The 17,752-nt window shown below is 29.4% G+C and carries 16 protein-coding genes, 1 pseudogene and 1 other annotated feature; of the genes and pseudogenes, 4 read left to right on the top strand and 13 right to left on the bottom strand.

Translation table 11 applies throughout. The features are described from left to right. Positions 1 to 115 precede the first annotated feature (115 nt). The 3 genes from FQB35_RS10755 to FQB35_RS10765 form a co-directional block, all read right to left on the bottom strand. The gene (locus tag FQB35_RS10755) at positions 116 to 1,072 is read right to left on the bottom strand and encodes a TIGR01212 family radical SAM protein (RefSeq protein ID WP_148809906.1); all 957 of its coding nucleotides are present in this window, start codon (positions 1,070 to 1,072) and stop codon (positions 116 to 118) included. A gap of 68 nt (positions 1,073 to 1,140) precedes the next feature. Further along, positions 1,141 to 1,548 carry a universal stress protein gene (locus FQB35_RS10760; protein ID WP_148809907.1) on the bottom strand — a complete coding sequence of 136 codons (408 nt, stop codon included), beginning with the start codon at positions 1,546 to 1,548 and terminating at the stop codon, positions 1,141 to 1,143. Between the two features lie 165 nt (positions 1,549 to 1,713). Beyond that, on the bottom strand, positions 1,714 to 2,985 hold the full coding sequence (locus FQB35_RS10765; protein ID WP_148810822.1) for a M14 family metallopeptidase: 1,272 nt from the start codon (positions 2,983 to 2,985) through the stop codon (positions 1,714 to 1,716). 113 nt (positions 2,986 to 3,098) lie between these two features. On the opposite strand from FQB35_RS10765, the gene FQB35_RS10770 reads away from it, so the two are divergent. Beyond that, positions 3,099 to 3,341, top strand: coding sequence for a hypothetical protein (locus FQB35_RS10770; RefSeq protein WP_148809908.1), 243 nt, complete (start codon positions 3,099 to 3,101; stop codon positions 3,339 to 3,341). 9 nt (positions 3,342 to 3,350) lie between these two features. On the opposite strand, the gene rlmN is transcribed toward FQB35_RS10770, so the two are convergent. The 8 genes from rlmN to FQB35_RS10810 form a co-directional block, all read right to left on the bottom strand. Further along, entirely contained in the window at positions 3,351 to 4,409 is a 1,059-nt protein-coding gene (gene rlmN, locus FQB35_RS10775) for a 23S rRNA (adenine(2503)-C(2))-methyltransferase RlmN (RefSeq protein WP_148809909.1), read from the bottom strand. A 59-nt stretch (positions 4,410 to 4,468) separates the two neighbouring features. Next, a complete protein-coding gene (locus FQB35_RS10780; protein WP_148809910.1) occupies positions 4,469 to 4,714 on the bottom strand; it encodes a DUF1292 domain-containing protein in 246 nt (81 codons plus the stop codon). A 139-nt stretch (positions 4,715 to 4,853) separates the two neighbouring features. Continuing rightward, positions 4,854 to 5,612 carry a peptidylprolyl isomerase gene (locus FQB35_RS10785; protein WP_231701782.1) on the bottom strand — a complete coding sequence of 253 codons (759 nt, stop codon included), beginning with the start codon at positions 5,610 to 5,612 and terminating at the stop codon, positions 4,854 to 4,856. Between the two features lie 73 nt (positions 5,613 to 5,685). Then, a complete protein-coding gene (locus FQB35_RS10790) occupies positions 5,686 to 6,624 on the bottom strand; it encodes a DMT family transporter (RefSeq protein WP_148809911.1) in 939 nt (312 codons plus the stop codon). Positions 6,625 to 6,637: 13 nt separating this feature from the next. Then, complete coding sequence (locus FQB35_RS10795; protein WP_148809912.1) at positions 6,638 to 7,333, bottom strand: MgtC/SapB family protein; 696 nt, start codon at positions 7,331 to 7,333, stop codon at positions 6,638 to 6,640. Positions 7,334 to 7,677: 344 nt separating this feature from the next. Beyond that, positions 7,678 to 8,055, bottom strand: a complete 378-nt coding sequence (locus FQB35_RS10800) for a CoA-binding protein (RefSeq protein WP_148809913.1) — start codon at positions 8,053 to 8,055, stop codon at positions 7,678 to 7,680. Positions 8,056 to 8,068: 13 nt separating this feature from the next. Then, entirely contained in the window at positions 8,069 to 9,016 is a 948-nt protein-coding gene (locus FQB35_RS10805; protein WP_148810824.1) for a phosphoglycerate dehydrogenase, read from the bottom strand. A 22-nt stretch (positions 9,017 to 9,038) separates the two neighbouring features. Further along, on the bottom strand, positions 9,039 to 10,214 hold the full coding sequence (locus FQB35_RS10810; RefSeq protein WP_148809914.1) for a DEAD/DEAH box helicase: 1,176 nt from the start codon (positions 10,212 to 10,214) through the stop codon (positions 9,039 to 9,041). Positions 10,215 to 10,442: 228 nt separating this feature from the next. Here FQB35_RS10810 and FQB35_RS10815 point away from each other — a divergent pair, with 228 nt between their 5' ends. The 3 genes and pseudogenes from FQB35_RS10815 (at position 10,443) to FQB35_RS10825 (ending at position 12,050) form a co-directional block, all read left to right on the top strand. Further along, a complete protein-coding gene (locus tag FQB35_RS10815) occupies positions 10,443 to 10,886 on the top strand; it encodes a cell wall hydrolase (RefSeq protein ID WP_148809915.1) in 444 nt (147 codons plus the stop codon). A 188-nt stretch (positions 10,887 to 11,074) separates the two neighbouring features. Further along, positions 11,075 to 11,296, top strand: a pseudogene (locus FQB35_RS16260) (alginate lyase); the annotation flags it as partial. A gap of 118 nt (positions 11,297 to 11,414) precedes the next feature. Continuing rightward, a complete protein-coding gene (locus FQB35_RS10825) occupies positions 11,415 to 12,050 on the top strand; it encodes a DUF4397 domain-containing protein (RefSeq protein ID WP_148809917.1) in 636 nt (211 codons plus the stop codon). Between the two features lie 41 nt (positions 12,051 to 12,091). Here the strand turns inward: FQB35_RS10825 and ileS are convergent, their stop codons facing one another. Together ileS and FQB35_RS10835 are read right to left on the bottom strand one after the other, a co-directional pair. Next, positions 12,092 to 15,199 carry an isoleucine--tRNA ligase gene (ileS, locus tag FQB35_RS10830; RefSeq protein WP_148809918.1) on the bottom strand — a complete coding sequence of 1,036 codons (3,108 nt, stop codon included), beginning with the start codon at positions 15,197 to 15,199 and terminating at the stop codon, positions 12,092 to 12,094. A gap of 56 nt (positions 15,200 to 15,255) precedes the next feature. Then, positions 15,256 to 15,474 (bottom strand) — a binding site (T-box leader). A gap of 78 nt (positions 15,475 to 15,552) precedes the next feature. Next, on the bottom strand, positions 15,553 to 17,646 hold the full coding sequence (locus FQB35_RS10835; RefSeq protein WP_148809919.1) for a cellulose biosynthesis cyclic di-GMP-binding regulatory protein BcsB: 2,094 nt from the start codon (positions 17,644 to 17,646) through the stop codon (positions 15,553 to 15,555). Positions 17,647 to 17,752 lie beyond the last annotated feature (106 nt).

Consider the following 17,752-nt stretch of genomic DNA (forward strand, 5'->3'; position numbering starts at 1 on the left):
TATTAGCATAAAAGTTACCAATTGTATATATTATATATGTTATTTTATCATTTTAATTAAACTCCAAATTAATTTTCATTTCTATAAAATACTAAAAATCCGTAGACAAAATTGTCTACGGATTTTTTATATGCATTAATGCTTTTCCATTTAAGTACATAAATTTCTTTCCTTGAAAACTATCTAATTTTTCCATTTTTTCATCAATATGATCTTTTATTTTCCACCAACTTGTATCCCAATTACAAAAAAGTGTATTTTCTTTTGGTGCTCTTCCAACTAATCTTTGAATTACAATGTTAGGATCTAAGTATTCTAAGAAAGTTACTACACGATCTACATATTCTTCCAATGATATAATTTTAAATTCATTGTTTTCATACATTCTTCCTATCACTGTATTTTTCAAAATATATAAAGAATGAAGTTTTACTTGTTCTACTCCAAGGGCTGATATAATCTTCGCTCCTTCAATAACATCTTCTTTTTCATCCCAAGGAAGATTTAAAATCATATGTACACAACTATCAAACCCATATTTTTTAATACGAATAATCGCATCAATAAACTCTGCAAGAGAATGTCCCCTATTGATCTTTCTTAATGTATGATAATTTACACTTTGCAACCCCAACTCTATACAAATATTTATATTCTTTTCTTCTTTTACTTCATTAAGAAAAGCTAAATATTTATCATTTACACAATCTGGTCTTGTAGATATAGAAATTTCTACTACATTCTCTTGGCAAGAAGCATAAATATATTCCTTAAATTGTTCTAATGGCAAATATGTATTTGTGAAATTTTGAAAATAAGCAATAAACTTCTTTGCTTTATACTTTTTTTGTATATATTCTATATTTTTATTTAATTGATCTTTAACAGATATACTACTAGCTAAATTTTCAAAGCCAGCTCCTTCCTCTCCACAAAAAATACATCCGCCACGCCCTAAAATACCGTCCCTATTTGGACAAGTTACAGGAAGATTGATAGGAATTTTATATATTTTTTCTCCATATTTTTCTTTTAAATATTGAGAATATATTCTATATCTACTTTCTTTCATGCATCTACTCCTTTTACAAATTTATAAACTATTTTAAAACGCTCTAAGGCTTTGTGGCGGATTATTTGTTAAACTGCTTTGTTTTCTCTTTGTACAGGTACAATTTCAATCTCAATACCTTTAGACAAGTGTTTTTTCAATCTGCTTACTACATTTTTTTGCTCATTATTTTCATAAGATTCCCCTAAAATAATTAAATCTATCTTATTCTTCTCAGCTAGATCTTTTAACGTTTGCAATACATCATGAGATCTAACTACTGTCAAATTTGCACCATACGCTTTTGCTTTTTCAAATAAATACTCTAAGGCATCTCCATCTCTTGAATTACCTAAAAAATGATATCCTTCCTTAGCTACATGTATTACATATAATTCTCCATCATACTCATCTCTTATTTCAGCACCTCTTCTAATAAGTCTTTCACAAGTTTTTTGCTGTGTTACACATACCATTATATTTTGAATTGTATTCATTTCTTAGGCCCCTTTCGAAAATCCAGAATAAATATTATTCTTCATTTTCTCAATTTACAAATATTGTTCCCTACTATATTATACTATAAAGCTTTATTCTCTGCTAGTATGCGTAAAGGTATAATTCATAATACATCTATTCAAAAAAAGCGGCTAAACCGCTTTTTATACAATAGCTGCTAATAAAAGCAACTCTTCATTGTCATTATATATTTTATCAAATTGTTCTATCGGAAGAGGATTTTTACCTTTTCCTACTTCTATGGTATAACCCGGTCTTCTATATTTATATATAAACCAATCTTTGTAACCTGCATAAGAAGCAATCCCATAGATTTCTTCTAAAGTATATCCACTTACTTTAGAAAATAATTCTCCTATTTTTTTTGCTTCTGGAGGAGCCATATTTTGAAAATCCCAATATATTACCTCCCCTTGGCTATGATAAGCAAGTATCAGTCTAAAATTATGACTCCTTGTAAAGTCTGCAACTGCCTTTGATTCAGATTCTGACTCTGGGTAAGGTCCAGAGTATCTTGTAGGTCCAGGACCATATACACCATATTCTTCTTCTGCTTTCTTTGATAATTCCCATAATGCATCATAGTTGTGATTCAAATCTACCCCCCTATTGTTTGCTTGCCAATCTTTAGAAAAATCCATACTTCCATTATTCCATTTAATTAGCTGGTCATAATAAGGGTTATCTTTTTGTAATCCATTTAATACCAAATCTACACCATCTGGATTTACCATAGGCATTATATATATAGTGCTTTTTTTCCATATACTCTTAGGATCATAGCCTCTTATGTCTGTTCCTTGTGCATAAGCTTTTGAAAAGTTTTCAACAAATTTCATAAGAACAGGAGACGTAATCCATTCTAATGCATGATGAGCCCCATTATAGAAAACTTGATTAGGTCCATTACCTATTTTAATATAATATAAATTTCTCCCTAAAACACTTTTTCCTGCAATCCCTACCTCTAAAAATGGATACCTTATCTTTAACCCTTTAATATCTCTTTCCATAATATCATAAGTATAGTCAATATTAGTATCTACTAAATCTATTCCATAAGGAACAATAATTTTTTGCCCTATTTGTAAATTATAAGGGTTAACATCTGGATTTGCTGTAATAATTTTTGTAACATTTGTATAATACTTTCTTGCAATTTTATACATAGTATCTCCCGGTCTTATGGTATATAAATCATAGCCTAATAAAAGTGGTTCTAAAGCCTCATAGGTTTTTGGTCCAATAATTCCATCAGCTACAAGATCATTATCTCTTTGAAATCTAATAACTGCCGCCTCTGTCTTTTTTCCATATATACCATCAATAGGTCCTGGATCATATCCTATTTTTTTTAAAAGTGCCTGTATCTCCATTACATCCGTTCCTTGCACACCTACTCTTAATATTCTCAGTTGAATCACCTCCTATTATTTGCTAGTATTATAATATCTTTGTATTTTTAAATATGTGAATCTTATTTGCATACATTCATAAAATAATTACATATTTTATTAGGAGGTTGATTATGAAAAGATATACAAAAGTAATCGGTATGATGGGATATTACTTTACAAAAGAATTTGAAAAAAAGAAACGTCATAAAAATAAAGTAAGAGAAGTAAAAGAAGAAACAGTAGCCAAATCTTTCCTAGAAGGAGATACAGAAATTCTTATATATTTTCTAGAGAGTGATCGCGAAATTCTAATTACACCTTTTAGCGATCCTAAAGAAATACAAAAATATTTAGGTAATAAGTTTATACAATAAAAATGAGGTCTATGCCTCATTTTTCATATCTTTTTTATGTTTTAAATAGCGTCTTCTTAATTGACCACAAGCAGCATTAATATCACTACCTAGTTCTCTTCTTATAGTTGCTTCAATCCCATTTTGTTTCAAAATGCTTTGAAATTCTTTCACTTTATTTGTTTTTGCTGTTTGAAATTCTCTTTCATCTACTTTATTAAGCGGTATTAGATTCACATGACACAATATTCCTTTTATTCTTTCTGATAATTCCTTCGCATGCTCTTTTGTATCATTCACATTATGAATTAAAGCATATTCAAAAGTAATTCTTCTATTTGTAATATCTGTATAAATCTTACAAGCTCTAAATAACTCATCTAATGGATATCTAAAGTTAATCGGCATCATTTTGCTTCTTAATTCATCATTTGGAGCATGTAATGATATTGCTAGAGTTACTTGAGGTTTTTTATTTGCTAAATCTAACATTTGCGGTATCAGTCCACAAGTAGATATGGTTATATTTCTTAAACTAATATTCAAACCGGCTGGATGATTAATTATATCAAGAAACTTTAATACTTCATCATAATTATCAAACGGTTCTCCACTTCCCATCAATACAACATTTGAAATTCTCTCTTTAATATCTTTTTGTATTGTTAGTACTTGATCTAATATTTCTCCTGCTCTCAAATTTCTTATGACACCCTCAAGGGTTGAAGCACAAAATTTACATCCCATTCTACATCCTACCTGAGTAGATACACAAACAGAATTTCCATGCTTGTATTTCATCAATACACTTTCTATAATATTTCCATCCTCTAATAAAAATAAATATTTTCTTGTTCCATCAATTTTCGATATTAAAACATCCTCTATTTTCAATACTCCTATGTATCCTTCTTCTTTTAGCTTTTCTCTTAAAGCCTTTGAAAGATTTGTCATTTCATCTATATTTTCAATTCCCTTATGAATCCATTCAAAAACCTGTCTTGCTCTAAACCTCTTTTCACCTATACTTGTCAAAAAATCTTCCAACTCTTGTATATTACAACTTTTCAAATCAATCTTATCATTCATTTTTACTACTCCTTTATTCATTATATATGAAAACCTTAGTGTAAGGCTTTCACTAAGGCTTATTCTTCATCAAAATATGAATTATATTCTTCTACTACACGTTCAAATTCATCATCATCTTCTATAGGAACATATTCTTCTTTCCCATCTACTTCAACTACTTTGTATACATAAGCATCCTCTTCTTCTCCTACAGGTGCTAAAAGTGCATATTTATCTTCTTCTATTTTAAGCATATCTACTACTTCTAAGTCATTTTTATTTCCTTCTTCATCTACTATTACTACAATTTTTTTATCTTCCATCTTACATCCTCTCTTTCTTATTTTTATTCTAATTCATTATATCCTGAAGTGCTTAAATAGTCTATAATAATCTTTATTTTTACCAATACAAACATTTTCTAAACAATCGTCAAAAGGGCCAATAAATTGACCCTTTTTATTATTTTAACAATTCTTCATTTGTCTTAATATTAAATTTACTTCTTAATTGATCTGTATACGTTTTGTACTTTTCATCTTGTTTACTTCTTAATATATAATTCTCAATTTGTTTTTGTACTTGTTCAAAAGGCATTACAGTAGAATCCTTTTTATCTTCAACCTTAATAATATGGTATCCAAACTGAGTCTTAACAGGTTCACTAATTGCTCCAACTTCTAATTCAAAAGCAGTTTTTTCAAATTCAGGTACCATCTGTCCTTTGTTAAAATACCCTAAATCTCCGCCATTTGCCTTTGATGGACATTGAGAATATTCCTTTGCAGCTTCTTCAAAGCTTTTTCCACCTTCTAATTCATTTAAAATATCTTTAGCTGTAGCTTCTTCTTTTACTAATATATGCTTTGCTTTAACAGACTCACCTTTAACAAATTGCTCATGGTTTTTTTCATAATATTCTTTCACTTCTTCTTCATCAACTTTTACATCTTCTAATAGTTTTTTTACAGCATATTGCTTTAATAAATTTTCTTCTAATGCTTTTAGTTCTTTAAGATAAGCTTCATCCTTATCTAAACCTTTTTCCTTTGCATCTAAATAAAGGATTTGTTGTGTAATCATTTCATTTAATAGATATTGTTTGCCTGCAAATGTGTTTAACTGCATCTGCTGTTCTTTAGGGGCATGCTTTAATACTAAATCTAAATCTTCTCTTGTAATCTCACTTCCACCAACAGTAGCTAAAACTTGTCTACTCATTTTATTTCTCCTTCGCTTATTATTTTCTTTATTATCATAACATAATATCTTTACTTAGTCTAATATTTAACAATTATTCAACAAGAGCATCTCTTGCTTTTATCCTAATTTCCTTCTTTTCACCATAATAATTTGTTCCCCAAACACCTAATAAAATCATGCATGTACCAAGAAATTGATAAATTGTAAAAGATTCCTTTCTAATAAAAACTCCTGCAAAAACTGAAATAACTGTTGTTAAATTTGCAAAAACAGCAGCCCTTGAAGCTTCTAGCTTTGATAAATTATAATTTGTAAGGAAAAATGCTACAACAGAAGATAATACACCTAAATATAAAACTGCTATTACAACCTTTATTTCCTTTAATTTTATAATATAATTTAGCATATCTCCCTTTATTCCATGATTTAAAATAGAAATACCATTAAAAAATAGCGCCCCTATACACATCATAAATAGAGTTATTTCAGCTGGCTTAAAACTTATTGATAACTTTCTAGAAAGTATGTTGAGTATTGCTGCACAAAAAACTGCTCCAATAAGAAAAAATATACCTAATATACTCCCGCTTGTACTCATATCTTTCATAAGGACAACAAAACATACTCCAAATAGTGATATAAAGACAGAAGCAACTTGAGGTTTCGATGGAATCTCTTTTAAAAATACACTTGCTAAACATGTAACAACAATAGGAATCAAAGCCATCATAATCCCAGCTTCTGAAGTAGTAGTTCTACTTACACCCATTATTTCAAATATAAAATATAAAACTGGCTGAAATAAAGCCAATACAAATAAAGCTTTTATATTTTTTCCTTTATAATCTGTTTTTATAATTCCCATAGATCGTAACGATATTAATACTAAAGCAGCAGTACCAAATCGTAAACTTAATAAATCAAATGGATTAATATAATCTAATGCTTCTTTAGTAAATAAAAAAGAAAATCCAAATATTATAGAAGTCGTAACTCCTGCTAAAATCGGTAATATTTTTTTATCTTTCATATATCCTCCTTTTTTATTCTTCATTATTTTCCCATTGTTCTTCCCATTTTACACTTCGTATACCGTTTATTTTACTAATACCACCAAAAAGTTCTTCAGGCGAAAAATATTTTGGTACTTTTACAGTAATATCAATATGAAGAACTTTGTCTCGATCTTCATCAAAAGGAGACATCTTTATATGTTTTATTATAACTTTATATTTTCCTAATAATGTTCCTATTTCTCCAATCAAACCAGCTCTTTCACAGCATATCACATGTATAGTTTTATATTTATTTTTAAATATAATTTTTTCAAATAGTCCTAGACTTACTAATGTAAACAATACAATTCCTGCAGTAACCAATCCCCCTAAATAATATCCATTGCCTATTGCTAACCCTATACATCCACAAACCCATAAGCTAGCTGCCGTTGTTAATCCATGAATAGCATTTCCCTGCCTAAGAATAGTTCCTGCACCTAAAAAACCAATACCACTTACTACCTGTGCTGCTAATCTTGCTGGTTCCCCACCTGAACCATTAACTCCTAATCCTTTAAATCCGTACATAGAAATAAGCATAATAAGTGTAGACCCTATAGTAACTAAAATATGAGTTCTAAATCCTGCGGGTCTGTTATTTGCTTCTCTTTCTAGCCCAATTAAACCACCTAAAATACTAGCTAATACCAACCTAAAAACAATTTCAGAATAGCTAATCATTTTGTCCCTCCTTTCTCTTATTATAGATAAATAACATTAACGAAATATAAAAAGATAAGTGAATGACTTTGATAACTTTTGTAAAAAAAACTTACTAAAATTACATGAAAAAATACGTTAAGAACCTTCAATGTTTGAACAATGGTGAGTTTTGAAGGTTTAGTATTTTTTCATGTAATGAAGTTTAGTTTTTTCAAAAGTTATCTGGAATAAACGTTCTTTTTATATTTCTTTTTGAAATTTGTTACATATATCCTTATTTTAACATATTCATCAATAGCATGTCCTTTAATATATTTTTATTATATAAAAAGAGGAACAAATTCGTTCCTCTCATTTTGTGCTTATATTCCTTTTTTTGATAGTTCTACCAATGCACAGCTTTCAACATAAGATATCCCTTTTTCCTTACAAAAAGATATAATTTCCTCACTTCCAGCTCCTGGTTGTATTAAAACTTTGTTGATACCTAATTCATATGCTTCTTCAATAATCTTAATTCCCAATTTAGGATTAATACAAAGATCAATTACATCTACTTTCTCTTTTATTTCTTTAAGGCTACAAAAAACCTCTCCACTTTTATCTCTTGGATTTACTGGAAATACTTTGTAGTCTGCATCCATTAATCTATGCTTTATTTTATAAGCATATTTTTCAGGATTTAATACATCTCCAATCACAGCCCAATTTTTATAGTTTAGCATTTCTTGTCCATTCATAGTTTCACTCCTTTTAATATCCTTTGTTTAAATCTACAATATTTAATAATTTTTTTCCACTTATATATCTTTTAAGATTCTCATAAATCATATTAAACCTTCTCTCATTTCTCTTTTCAGAAATCCAAGAATTATGGGGAGTAATAATAACATTATTAAAGTTCCATAGGGGATGATCACTTTCTAAAGGCTCTTGTGTGAATACGTCTAACGCTGCACCTCTGATTTTTCCATTCCTTAAAAATTTTAAAAGAGCAACTTCATCTATGATGCTTCCTCTCGATACATTTACTAAGAAAACTCCTTCCTTCATCATGGAGATAGTATCATTATTTATTAAATTATGAGTTTTATTTGTATATGGAATAGTCAATACAACTACATCACATTCTGGCAGCATTTTATCTAAATCATCCATAGAGAAACATTTATCAAAATAATCTACTTTTTTACCAGAAGTATTCACTCCTATAATCCGTACTCCAAATCCTTGTAATCGTTTTGCTCCTTCATTAGCAATACTTCCTGTTCCAATAAATCCGATAGTTTTTCCATATAGCTCCAACAAAGTCGTATCCATTTGCCACTTTCCATTTTTCTGCTTCTCATAAAACTTTCTACTATTTTTAAACATTTCTAATATTTTCATGACAATCCATTCCCCTATAGGAATACTATACCCACCTTTATTATTTGTAATCATAATTTTCTCTTTTTTTACATAATCAATAGGTACTTGGTCAATTCCTATACTCGATAATTGAATCCACTTTAAATTTTTCATTTTTTTTATGTCAAGAGTAGAAAAAGGATCATAGCACACCAATACTTCTGCATCTACGTTTTTTTCATCAACTTTCACATCTTTTTCATATACATAAATCACTTCATACCCTAATTCTCGGATACGATTCATTCTCTCATCTCCATAGTCATAAGTAAACAATACTTTCACCCACACCACTCCCCTATGAAAAACTTATTTATAACTTATTTCTTCTTTTTCTCTTTTTTTGAATAATAGCTTTTACAGGAATAAGCTTTCCGTGCATAATATGCATAGGTGTAACCTCAATATTTAAATATTTCATCATCTTATATAATATGAATTTTTCTCTATCTCTTACGATACTCATTACAACGCCTTCTTTATTCATTCTTCCTGTACGCCCTGCCCTATGTAAATAATCTATTTTATTTAGTGGTAAATCCATATTAAATATATGGCTAACTTCTTGAAAATCCATTCCTCTTGTAAAAAGATCTGTTGTAACTAGTATCTTTAACTTTCCCTTATTAAAAGAAGTTAATAAATGCTGTCTTTCTTGGTTTTTTGTCCTTGTTTGTATTCCACCAACAGAAAATCCTAAACTTTTTAATTCTCTTACGAATCGGTCTACATTTTGATTTTTATTAATAAATATCAAGCTCTTTTTAGGCTTTATTACATTTAAAAGTTCTACTAACGTTTCAGTTTTTTTAGGTCCCTTACTTACAATATATTCATGTTTTATTTTTGAAGGAATTGGCTTAATATGATCTAGATTCACAAAAACTGGATCATTCATCAATTGATTTAATATTTTCCTAGCTTCATCAGACATGGTTGCAGAAAAGCTTAATAGCTGTCTATCTTTCAAAGTACTTTTTACAACTGCAAAAATTTTATCTTGTAGCCCTTGTTCTAATATCTGATCTACTTCATCTAATGCAATAATTTTTACATTATGTAATTTAATCTTTTTTAAACTCATAATATGCACTAGTCTTCCAGGAGTTGCAACAATAATATGTGGTTTTTTCTTTAATTTTTCTAATTGTCTTTCTAACTTCATTCCTTCTACAATAGCTTCCATATGGATTTCTGTACCTTCTATGATACGCTCTGCCTCTCGTTTTATTTGCAAGCTAAGCTCTCTGCTTGGTGCTAGTATCAACATCTGTAATTCTTTTTTAGACAGATCAATTTTTTCTATCATCGGCAGTAAATAAGCTAATGTTTTTCCTGTTCCCGTTCTAGCTTTTCCAATGACATCTTTTCCTTTTAGCGTCAATATAAAAGTTTCTGATTGTATTTCACTAGGCTGTTCTATTCCATTTTTTTCTAAATTCTTTAATATAAAATCTTTAAAGTTGTAATCTTTAAATAATTTGCTCATGATCTATTTCTCCTTATCTTATTATAATTATATTATACCCTTATATAATTAAAGTTTATATGACACATTTTTGTTTTATTTAGAGTACATATCCTATGTGTTATAAAAATACACTATTTTCTCAAATTTTTCAACGATTTCATTAATATTCTTTGGAAATATTAGTAGCATTTTTAAAAGTAATGCATAAATTAATATTATCAGCAATAAAAATGAGGTGGGTATATTATGGCTTATTCAAATCGAGAACTTCTTGCAAGAATCATTAAATGCGAAGCAGGCGGCGAAGGCGAAAATGGTATGAAAGCCGTTGCCTCTGTAGTTATGAATAGAAAAAGAATTCCTTATGGCGAATATCATAGAGTATGTCAAGGAGATATTAGAAAAGTAATTTTTCAAAAAGGACAATTTGATTGTGTTCGTTCAGTTATTGGAGGAAAAACAAATCCTCAAACCATTTGGTCAAATCCACCAGAACAAGTACATTATTATATAGCTGATTGGGCACTTTCTGGAAACAGATTATTTACTGTCGGCTACTCACTATGGTATTTTAACCCATTTAAACCTACTTGTCCTTATTATTTTCCATATAATAAAACAGGTAGTTTTCAAGTAAGAGTTGCCCAACATTGCTTCTATAACCCAACAGAACTTTATGCAAAAACTTGATTAAAACTTACTTATATTGTGTCCATTAAAATTACTATTATAAAGGAGGATGATTTATGTTTAATGATTTTTATCCAAATTATTATCCAATGATGCCCATGTATCCAACTATGCCTACTATCATGACAGCATCTAACCCTGAACCGCCTACTACCCAATTGCCACCAGATTTTGAAGTAGAAGCAGGTCCACCAGTACAAGATGATATCAATTATACTCAAGGATATCTTAAAAGTAAGATTGGCGAATACGTAAAAATAGAATTTTTAATTGGTACTAATATGCTTATAGACCGTGAAGGTACGCTTCTTGATGTAGGGATAAGTTATGTTGTTATTCAAGAACCAGAAACTGATGATCTCTTAATGTGTGATATTTATTCTATTAAATTTGTTAAGATTTTTAAATAGAAATAAGTCTTTGTGACTACTTCTTTTATAAGTGAGTAGTCCTTTCTTTTTTGTAACAAAACACGTCCTTTTTTCATATGATATGGTAGATATGAAAGAAAGGTGTTGATAAAATAAGATGTATATTCCTTACATGCAATACTTTTATCCAAATCCAGTTATACCTTCATACGTAAGGATATTTCATGCATCTCCTGATACCCCTACTGTTGATGTATACGCAAGTGGTAAGCTTATTGCAAAAAACTTGAAATATAAGCAATTCACAAAGTATTTACCATTCATCCCTGGTAAGTATTCAATTTTGGTTTTTCCAGCTGGTACAACGACTACCCCTATTATAAATACAAGTTTAGATGTAATGCCAAACTCAAATTATACAGTAGCTATTACAGGAATGTTTAAAAATATAAAACCCCTTGTTGTATTAGATACTGCATCCCCAATACTACCCGGTAAATCTCAATTAAAATTTGTTCATCTATCTCCAAATACCCCTATGATAGATATTACATTATCAGATGGAACAATACTCTTTAGAAATATTGAATTTAAAGAAATCAGCCCTAATTTAATGATATCTCCTAATAACTATACAATTCAAATTCGATTGGCAGGTACAAATAAGATAATCCTTAATGCACCAAATCAGTTGATTAAGCCAAATAGATATTACACAATATACGCCGTTGGACTTCTAAATGCTAAACCTCCTCTACAGATCATTACAGCACTTGATAAAAGTTCATATTAACACAAAAAGCAGTAGCATTTCTTTATGCTACTGCTAATCTTTTATATTCTTTCTAGCTTCATACCTGTTTGATGTCCATTTAGATTTTGCTTTTCAAAGTTATCATCAGATACTGCTTCAATACTTTCTGCTAAAGTTTCTTGCATAATATAATCTTTGTGTATATCTACTGCCTTTTGAATTTCTTCATCTCCATCAAAATAGATACGTATTTTATCCATCATTTCATATCCATTATTTTTACGCATTTGTTGAACTTTAGATATGAATTCACGTGCATACCCTTCATCTATTAATTCTTGTGTTAAAGTTGTATCTAGAATTACAAACAAGTTATTAAGCATTTCAACAGTAAATCCTTCTTTTGCAGATATACTTATTAATACATGTTCTTTAGTAATTTCTAATGTTTCTCCATCTATTGAAAGGACTAGAGTTTCTCCTTTTTCAAGCTTTGGTACTACTTCAGCTGCATCTACACTACCTAATGCTTTTCCAAGAAGTTTTATTTTTGAACCAAAAATAGGACCTGCAACCTTAAAATTAGGTTTTAAGCTAAAGTTCATAAATTCATTTAATTCTTTTTCAAAAACAACTTCTTTTACATTTAGCTCTTCTTTCATAAGTGGTACCAAATCAGAAATTAAAGATTCATACTTTCCATCTACCAATATTTTTTGAATTGGTTGACGTACTTTAATTTTTGTTTTTTCTCTTGCTGCACGGCCAAGCCCTACTAAATCCCTTACCAAATCCATTCTTTCTTCCACAACTTTGTCAATCAATTCTTTGTCTACCTCTGGATAATATGCTAAGTGTACAGAAGTTTCACCTGTTAAGTTTTGATAAATTTCCTCAGATAAGAATGGTGCAAATGGTGCTACAAGTTTTGAAATACCTACTAATATTTCAAAAGTTGTATTATAAACTGCTTTCTTGTCATCTGTAAGCTCCGTTGCCCAGAAACGACGACGAGCACGTCTAATATACCAGTTAGATAAATCTTCATTTACAAAATCTTGAATTTTTCTTACGGCCTTTGTTAAGTCATAAATTTCAAGTTCTGATATTACTGCTTCAATTAAACTATTGTATTTTGATAAAATCCATCTATCTAATTCAGGACGCTCATTATATGGAACAAAAAACTCCTTAGGATTAATACCATCTGTATTTGCATAAAGTGTAAAGAAATTGTAAACATTTTTAATAGTTCCAAAGAACTTACTTTGTACTTCTCTTAATCCTTCTAAATCGAATCTTGTTGGAGTCCAAGCAGGAGACACATAAAGTAGATACCATCTTAGTACATCTGCTCCATACTTATCAAATAACTCAAATGGATCAACTGTATTTCCTCTTGATTTAGACATCTTTCTTCCATCTTTATCAAGAATTAAGTCATTTACTAATACATTTTTGTAAGGAGATACGCCTTTTACAAAAGTAGAGATTGCAAGTAGTGAATAGAACCATCCACGAGTTTGGTCAATTCCTTCACAGATGAAATCTGCTGGGAATAATTCCCCATCAAAGTTTTCTTTATTTTCAAACGGATAATGATGTTGTGCATAAGGCATTGCTCCACTATCAAACCAACAATCGATTACTTCTGATACCCTTGTCATAACCCCTTGACATTTCTCGCACTTAATATGCACATCATCTACATAAGGTCTATGAAGCTCAATTGATTCATCAATTTCTTCTATTGCTCTTTCAACTAACTCTTTTCTTGAACCTATAGAATCAATATGACCACATTCACATCTCCAAATATTTAATGGTGTTCCCCAATAACGATTTCTAGATAGTGCCCAATCATTAAGATTTTCTAGCCAGTTTCCAAATCTTTTTTCTCCAACATAATCTGGATACCAATTAACAGTATTATTATTTTCGATTAACTTATCTTTTAATTTTGTCATCTCTATATACCAGCTTGGTTTTGCATAGTATAAAAGTGGTGTTGAACAACGCCAGCAGTGTGGATAGTTATGGTCTACTTTTTCTTTCTTGAATAATTTTCCTTCTGCATGCAGCCATTTAATAATATCTATATCCACATCAGCATCCATTACAAATCTGCCTTCCCAAGGAGTTGCTACATATTTTCCATTTTCATCTACAGGCTGAAGTACAGGTAAGTTATATTTTCTTCCTACTTGATAGTCATCTTCCCCGAAAGCTGGAGCAATGTGAACAATTCCTGTTCCATCCTCAGTCGTTACATAATCTGCAACTGTTACAAAGAAAGCTTTTTTATCTGGTTTCACAAAAGGCATTAATTGCTCATATTCCATATATTCTAAATCTTTTCCCTTTAATTCCTCTAATACTTCAAAATCTTCTCCTAAAACTTTATTTGCCAATGCCTTTGCTACATAAAATACATTTCCTTTTGATTTTACTTTTAGATAAATTTCTTCAGGATGAACAGCCAATGCAACATTTGATGCCAATGTCCATGGTGTAGTTGTCCATACTAAGAAATATTCATCATAATCTTTTCTTTTAAAAGCAACAATTACTGTATTTGATTTTATTTCCTTATATCCTTGTGCAACCTCGTGAGAAGCCAATCCTGTTCCACATCTAGGACAATATGGAAGTATTTTATGCCCTTCATAAATATATCCTTCTTTAAAAAACTTATTTAAAATCCACCATACAGATTCAATATAATCATTATCTAAAGTAATATATGGGTTATCTAAATCTATCATATATCCCATTCTTCTTGTCATTTCTCTCCATTGTTTTTCATAAGAGAATACAGATTCACGACATTTTTCATTAAACTTATCTATTCCGTAGCTTTCAATTTCTTGTTTGCTAGATAAATTTAATTGCTTTTCAACCTCAATTTCAACAGGTAATCCGTGAGTATCCCAACCTGCTTTTCTTTTTACTTGATGGCCTGTCATTGTCTTATATCTACATACAGAATCTTTTAATGTTCTAGCCATTACATGATGAATTCCTGGTCTTCCATTTGCAGTTGGAGGCCCTTCAAAAAATACAAAAGGCTTTCCATTTTTTCTTGTTTCAACACATTTATCAAGTAGATTATTTTCATCCCAAGACTCTGAAATTTTGTTTTGAACTTCAGCTATTGGTAAATCAGACAAAGCCTTAAATTTTTCCATCTCCTTCATCCTCTCATTAAATAGTTTTTCAAAAATAAAAAATCCCTAAGTCAACACTTAGGGACGAATAAACCGCGGTACCACCCTCATTATAAGGCACAAAACACCTTATCACTCAATACATGATAACGCATGTCTGCGAAAACCCCTACTGATATTTCAGGATTTTAACTCCAAGGTGATCTTCACAAAAAGAGTCGCAATAATCTCTCACCAAAACGATTATTTCTCTGTATACAACCTCTTTTTACTACTGTCCTCTTCATTGCTTTTACTTATATACTTTTACACTTAATTTTATACGTATTATGACAAAAATGTCAAGGGAATAGACAAAATTAAATAAATTTTTTCTATTTGTTCCTTCTAACAATAACAATTGTACCAATCAAGATCATAATCCCTAAACTTATTAAAAATAAAATAAACAGATAGAATTGAGGATTTTTTATTTTATTTATAATTTCTATTTTTCCCTTCTTTTCAACCTCTTTTAAATCCTTTTTATAAGCAGCATAATAACCTGTATATATATTCCCTGTATTATCAATTACCACTGCATCTCCCTTTAATTTGAGTATTAATTCATACTCTTTCAAAAAAGCTTCCGCCCACTTAATATTCTTCTCTTCTACACCTGATACAACCATAAGAGACTTGCTTTCATTCCATGGAGATTTTATTATTTGTATTGTTGCAGCATTCCTACAAAATTTATCTAATAATGGAATCTTTTCGTTTCCAATTAATCTATTCATTTTCTTGTCAAATGGAACATTTAAGTATTCATTTACTTTTGCAATCCACCTATTTCCTTTTGGTGTTCCTAACAAGATCATATTCTTCTGCTTATATGATTCTTTCAATTCATTTGCTTTTATGACTTTGAAATCTTCTAAAGCATTTATATTATGTCCCATAAATGTAAAAATATTCCCAGCCATACTTAATATATGCCTATTTATCTTTTCAGGTAAAACAAATAAAAAATCATTAAATTTTCCATCTCGAACAAATGGACTTGGATAGTACTCTAAAAATCTTTCATTTGTAAATTCATAAGGTAAATCAAAATTTGATTCATTCAATATTACAGCCCAAATATTACTACTTTTTTGCCCATAACAATTATAATTCTTAGGTTCTAAGTAAAATACTATTTTTAATTCAAGATAGCTTTTCTTTCTAAATTTTTTTGGTATTTTTATAGACAAGCAATCATTATCTGATTTTTTATAGGATAATTCTTTATCTCCAATAGGTATATCATTTAGATATACCGTAACAGATGATTTATCAAAATTTAAAGTTTTTGAATACCTCATAAAAATATTTACTGAAGCGTCTTCTTTTAGAATTCTACCTTTTGGAATATTTACTCCATAGCTTGCTTGTTGAAAAAAAATCCCTTCTAGTACACGATCATCATATCCAAAATCTTTCAGTGTAATTTTTCTTTTATTTGTAATGATATCTTTCTCTCTTTTATGTATATAGTTAATATATTGGGTATTATCTTTCATTTGCAAAATCAGTTTGTTATCTCCTAAAGCTTGCACCACATTTATTAATCTTTCATCATCATCTGATATAATAAGAAGCAGCCTCTTATTTGAATTATAAGGGGATATAACTTCTTTAATCATTGCTCTCTCCTTCAATATCGCCCTCTCTTCATCGGAAATATACTTTAAAAACTCCTTTGGCAAATTGGATGTATTACAAATATGTATAATATTATTATTTTTCTTATCATTTTCTAATAATTCATAAAATGGACTAATGGTTAAATCTAAATTTTTAAAAGGTGCTCTTCTTCCAAAATCAGCTGCTAATTTCATAGCTGCTGTTATCTGTCCTGATGTCGCATCTAAAGGCAAAGTAATAACTGTTTTTACAGGTTGATCTAAAGCGCTTATAAAATATGGATAAGGATACTCTTTCAAACTAATAGAATCTACTTTTTCTTCATACACAATATGAACATATGAATTTTTATGAAGGACTAACCAGTTAGCAGGATTTATTTCATCTGTACAAGGTTCATCTGTAATACGATGATATATTTTAAATTTTATTGCATTATAATCATTTATGATCTTATCAATTGGCAGTTTTATTCTTATTATTTGGTTGTTAACCCCTTTATCGAATAATTTGATACTTTTTATGGGAAAATCATTTAAGTAAACATTTAGAGTAGAGCTTTTATATTCTTTGATATCACTTTGACTAAAAATCAATTCTAAAAACGCTTCATCTTTTAATTTCCAATACTTATCTACATAAAAGAAAAAAGTATATCCACCAAAAACACCTTTGAACTGAACATCTTGATTAAATCTATAATTTTTTATAGGTTCTTTATCTATTGCCTCCCCATTTGAAAAAATGCTACTCATAATGATGCATATGATTATAAGCAATCCTATGCTTTTTTTTATCACTTTTTTACCCCTTCCATATAATGCTTTAAAATAAATTTTTTCTATTCCTTCTCCATGATAAAATAAAAATAATAAAAAATATCAAACATACTACAGCAACAATACC

It is taken from the genome of Crassaminicella thermophila, assembly GCF_008152325.1.
Lineage (GTDB): Bacteria > Bacillota > Clostridia > Peptostreptococcales > Thermotaleaceae > Crassaminicella_A > Crassaminicella_A thermophila.

Bases quoted from the DNA above. Each gene is read 5' to 3' on its own strand.
- FQB35_RS10755 (WP_148809906.1), bottom strand. From the start codon at position 1,072: ATGAAAGAAAGTAGATATAGAATATATTCTCAATATTTAAAAGAAAAA.
- FQB35_RS10760 (WP_148809907.1), bottom strand. From the start codon at position 1,548: ATGAATACAATTCAAAATATAATGGTATGTGTAACACAGCAAAAAACT.
- FQB35_RS10770 (WP_148809908.1), top strand. From the start codon at position 3,099: ATGAAAAGATATACAAAAGTAATCGGTATGATGGGATATTACTTTACA.
- rlmN (WP_148809909.1), bottom strand. From the start codon at position 4,409: ATGAATGATAAGATTGATTTGAAAAGTTGTAATATACAAGAGTTGGAA.
- FQB35_RS10780 (WP_148809910.1), bottom strand. From the start codon at position 4,714: ATGGAAGATAAAAAAATTGTAGTAATAGTAGATGAAGAAGGAAATAAA.
- FQB35_RS10785 (WP_231701782.1), bottom strand. From the start codon at position 5,612: ATGAGTAGACAAGTTTTAGCTACTGTTGGTGGAAGTGAGATTACAAGA.
- FQB35_RS10790 (WP_148809911.1), bottom strand. From the start codon at position 6,624: ATGAAAGATAAAAAAATATTACCGATTTTAGCAGGAGTTACGACTTCT.
- FQB35_RS10795 (WP_148809912.1), bottom strand. From the start codon at position 7,333: ATGATTAGCTATTCTGAAATTGTTTTTAGGTTGGTATTAGCTAGTATT.
- FQB35_RS10800 (WP_148809913.1), bottom strand. From the start codon at position 8,055: ATGAATGGACAAGAAATGCTAAACTATAAAAATTGGGCTGTGATTGGA.
- FQB35_RS10810 (WP_148809914.1), bottom strand. From the start codon at position 10,214: ATGAGCAAATTATTTAAAGATTACAACTTTAAAGATTTTATATTAAAG.
- FQB35_RS10815 (WP_148809915.1), top strand. From the start codon at position 10,443: ATGGCTTATTCAAATCGAGAACTTCTTGCAAGAATCATTAAATGCGAA.
- FQB35_RS10825 (WP_148809917.1), top strand. From the start codon at position 11,415: ATGTATATTCCTTACATGCAATACTTTTATCCAAATCCAGTTATACCT.
- ileS (WP_148809918.1), bottom strand. From the start codon at position 15,199: ATGGAAAAATTTAAGGCTTTGTCTGATTTACCAATAGCTGAAGTTCAA.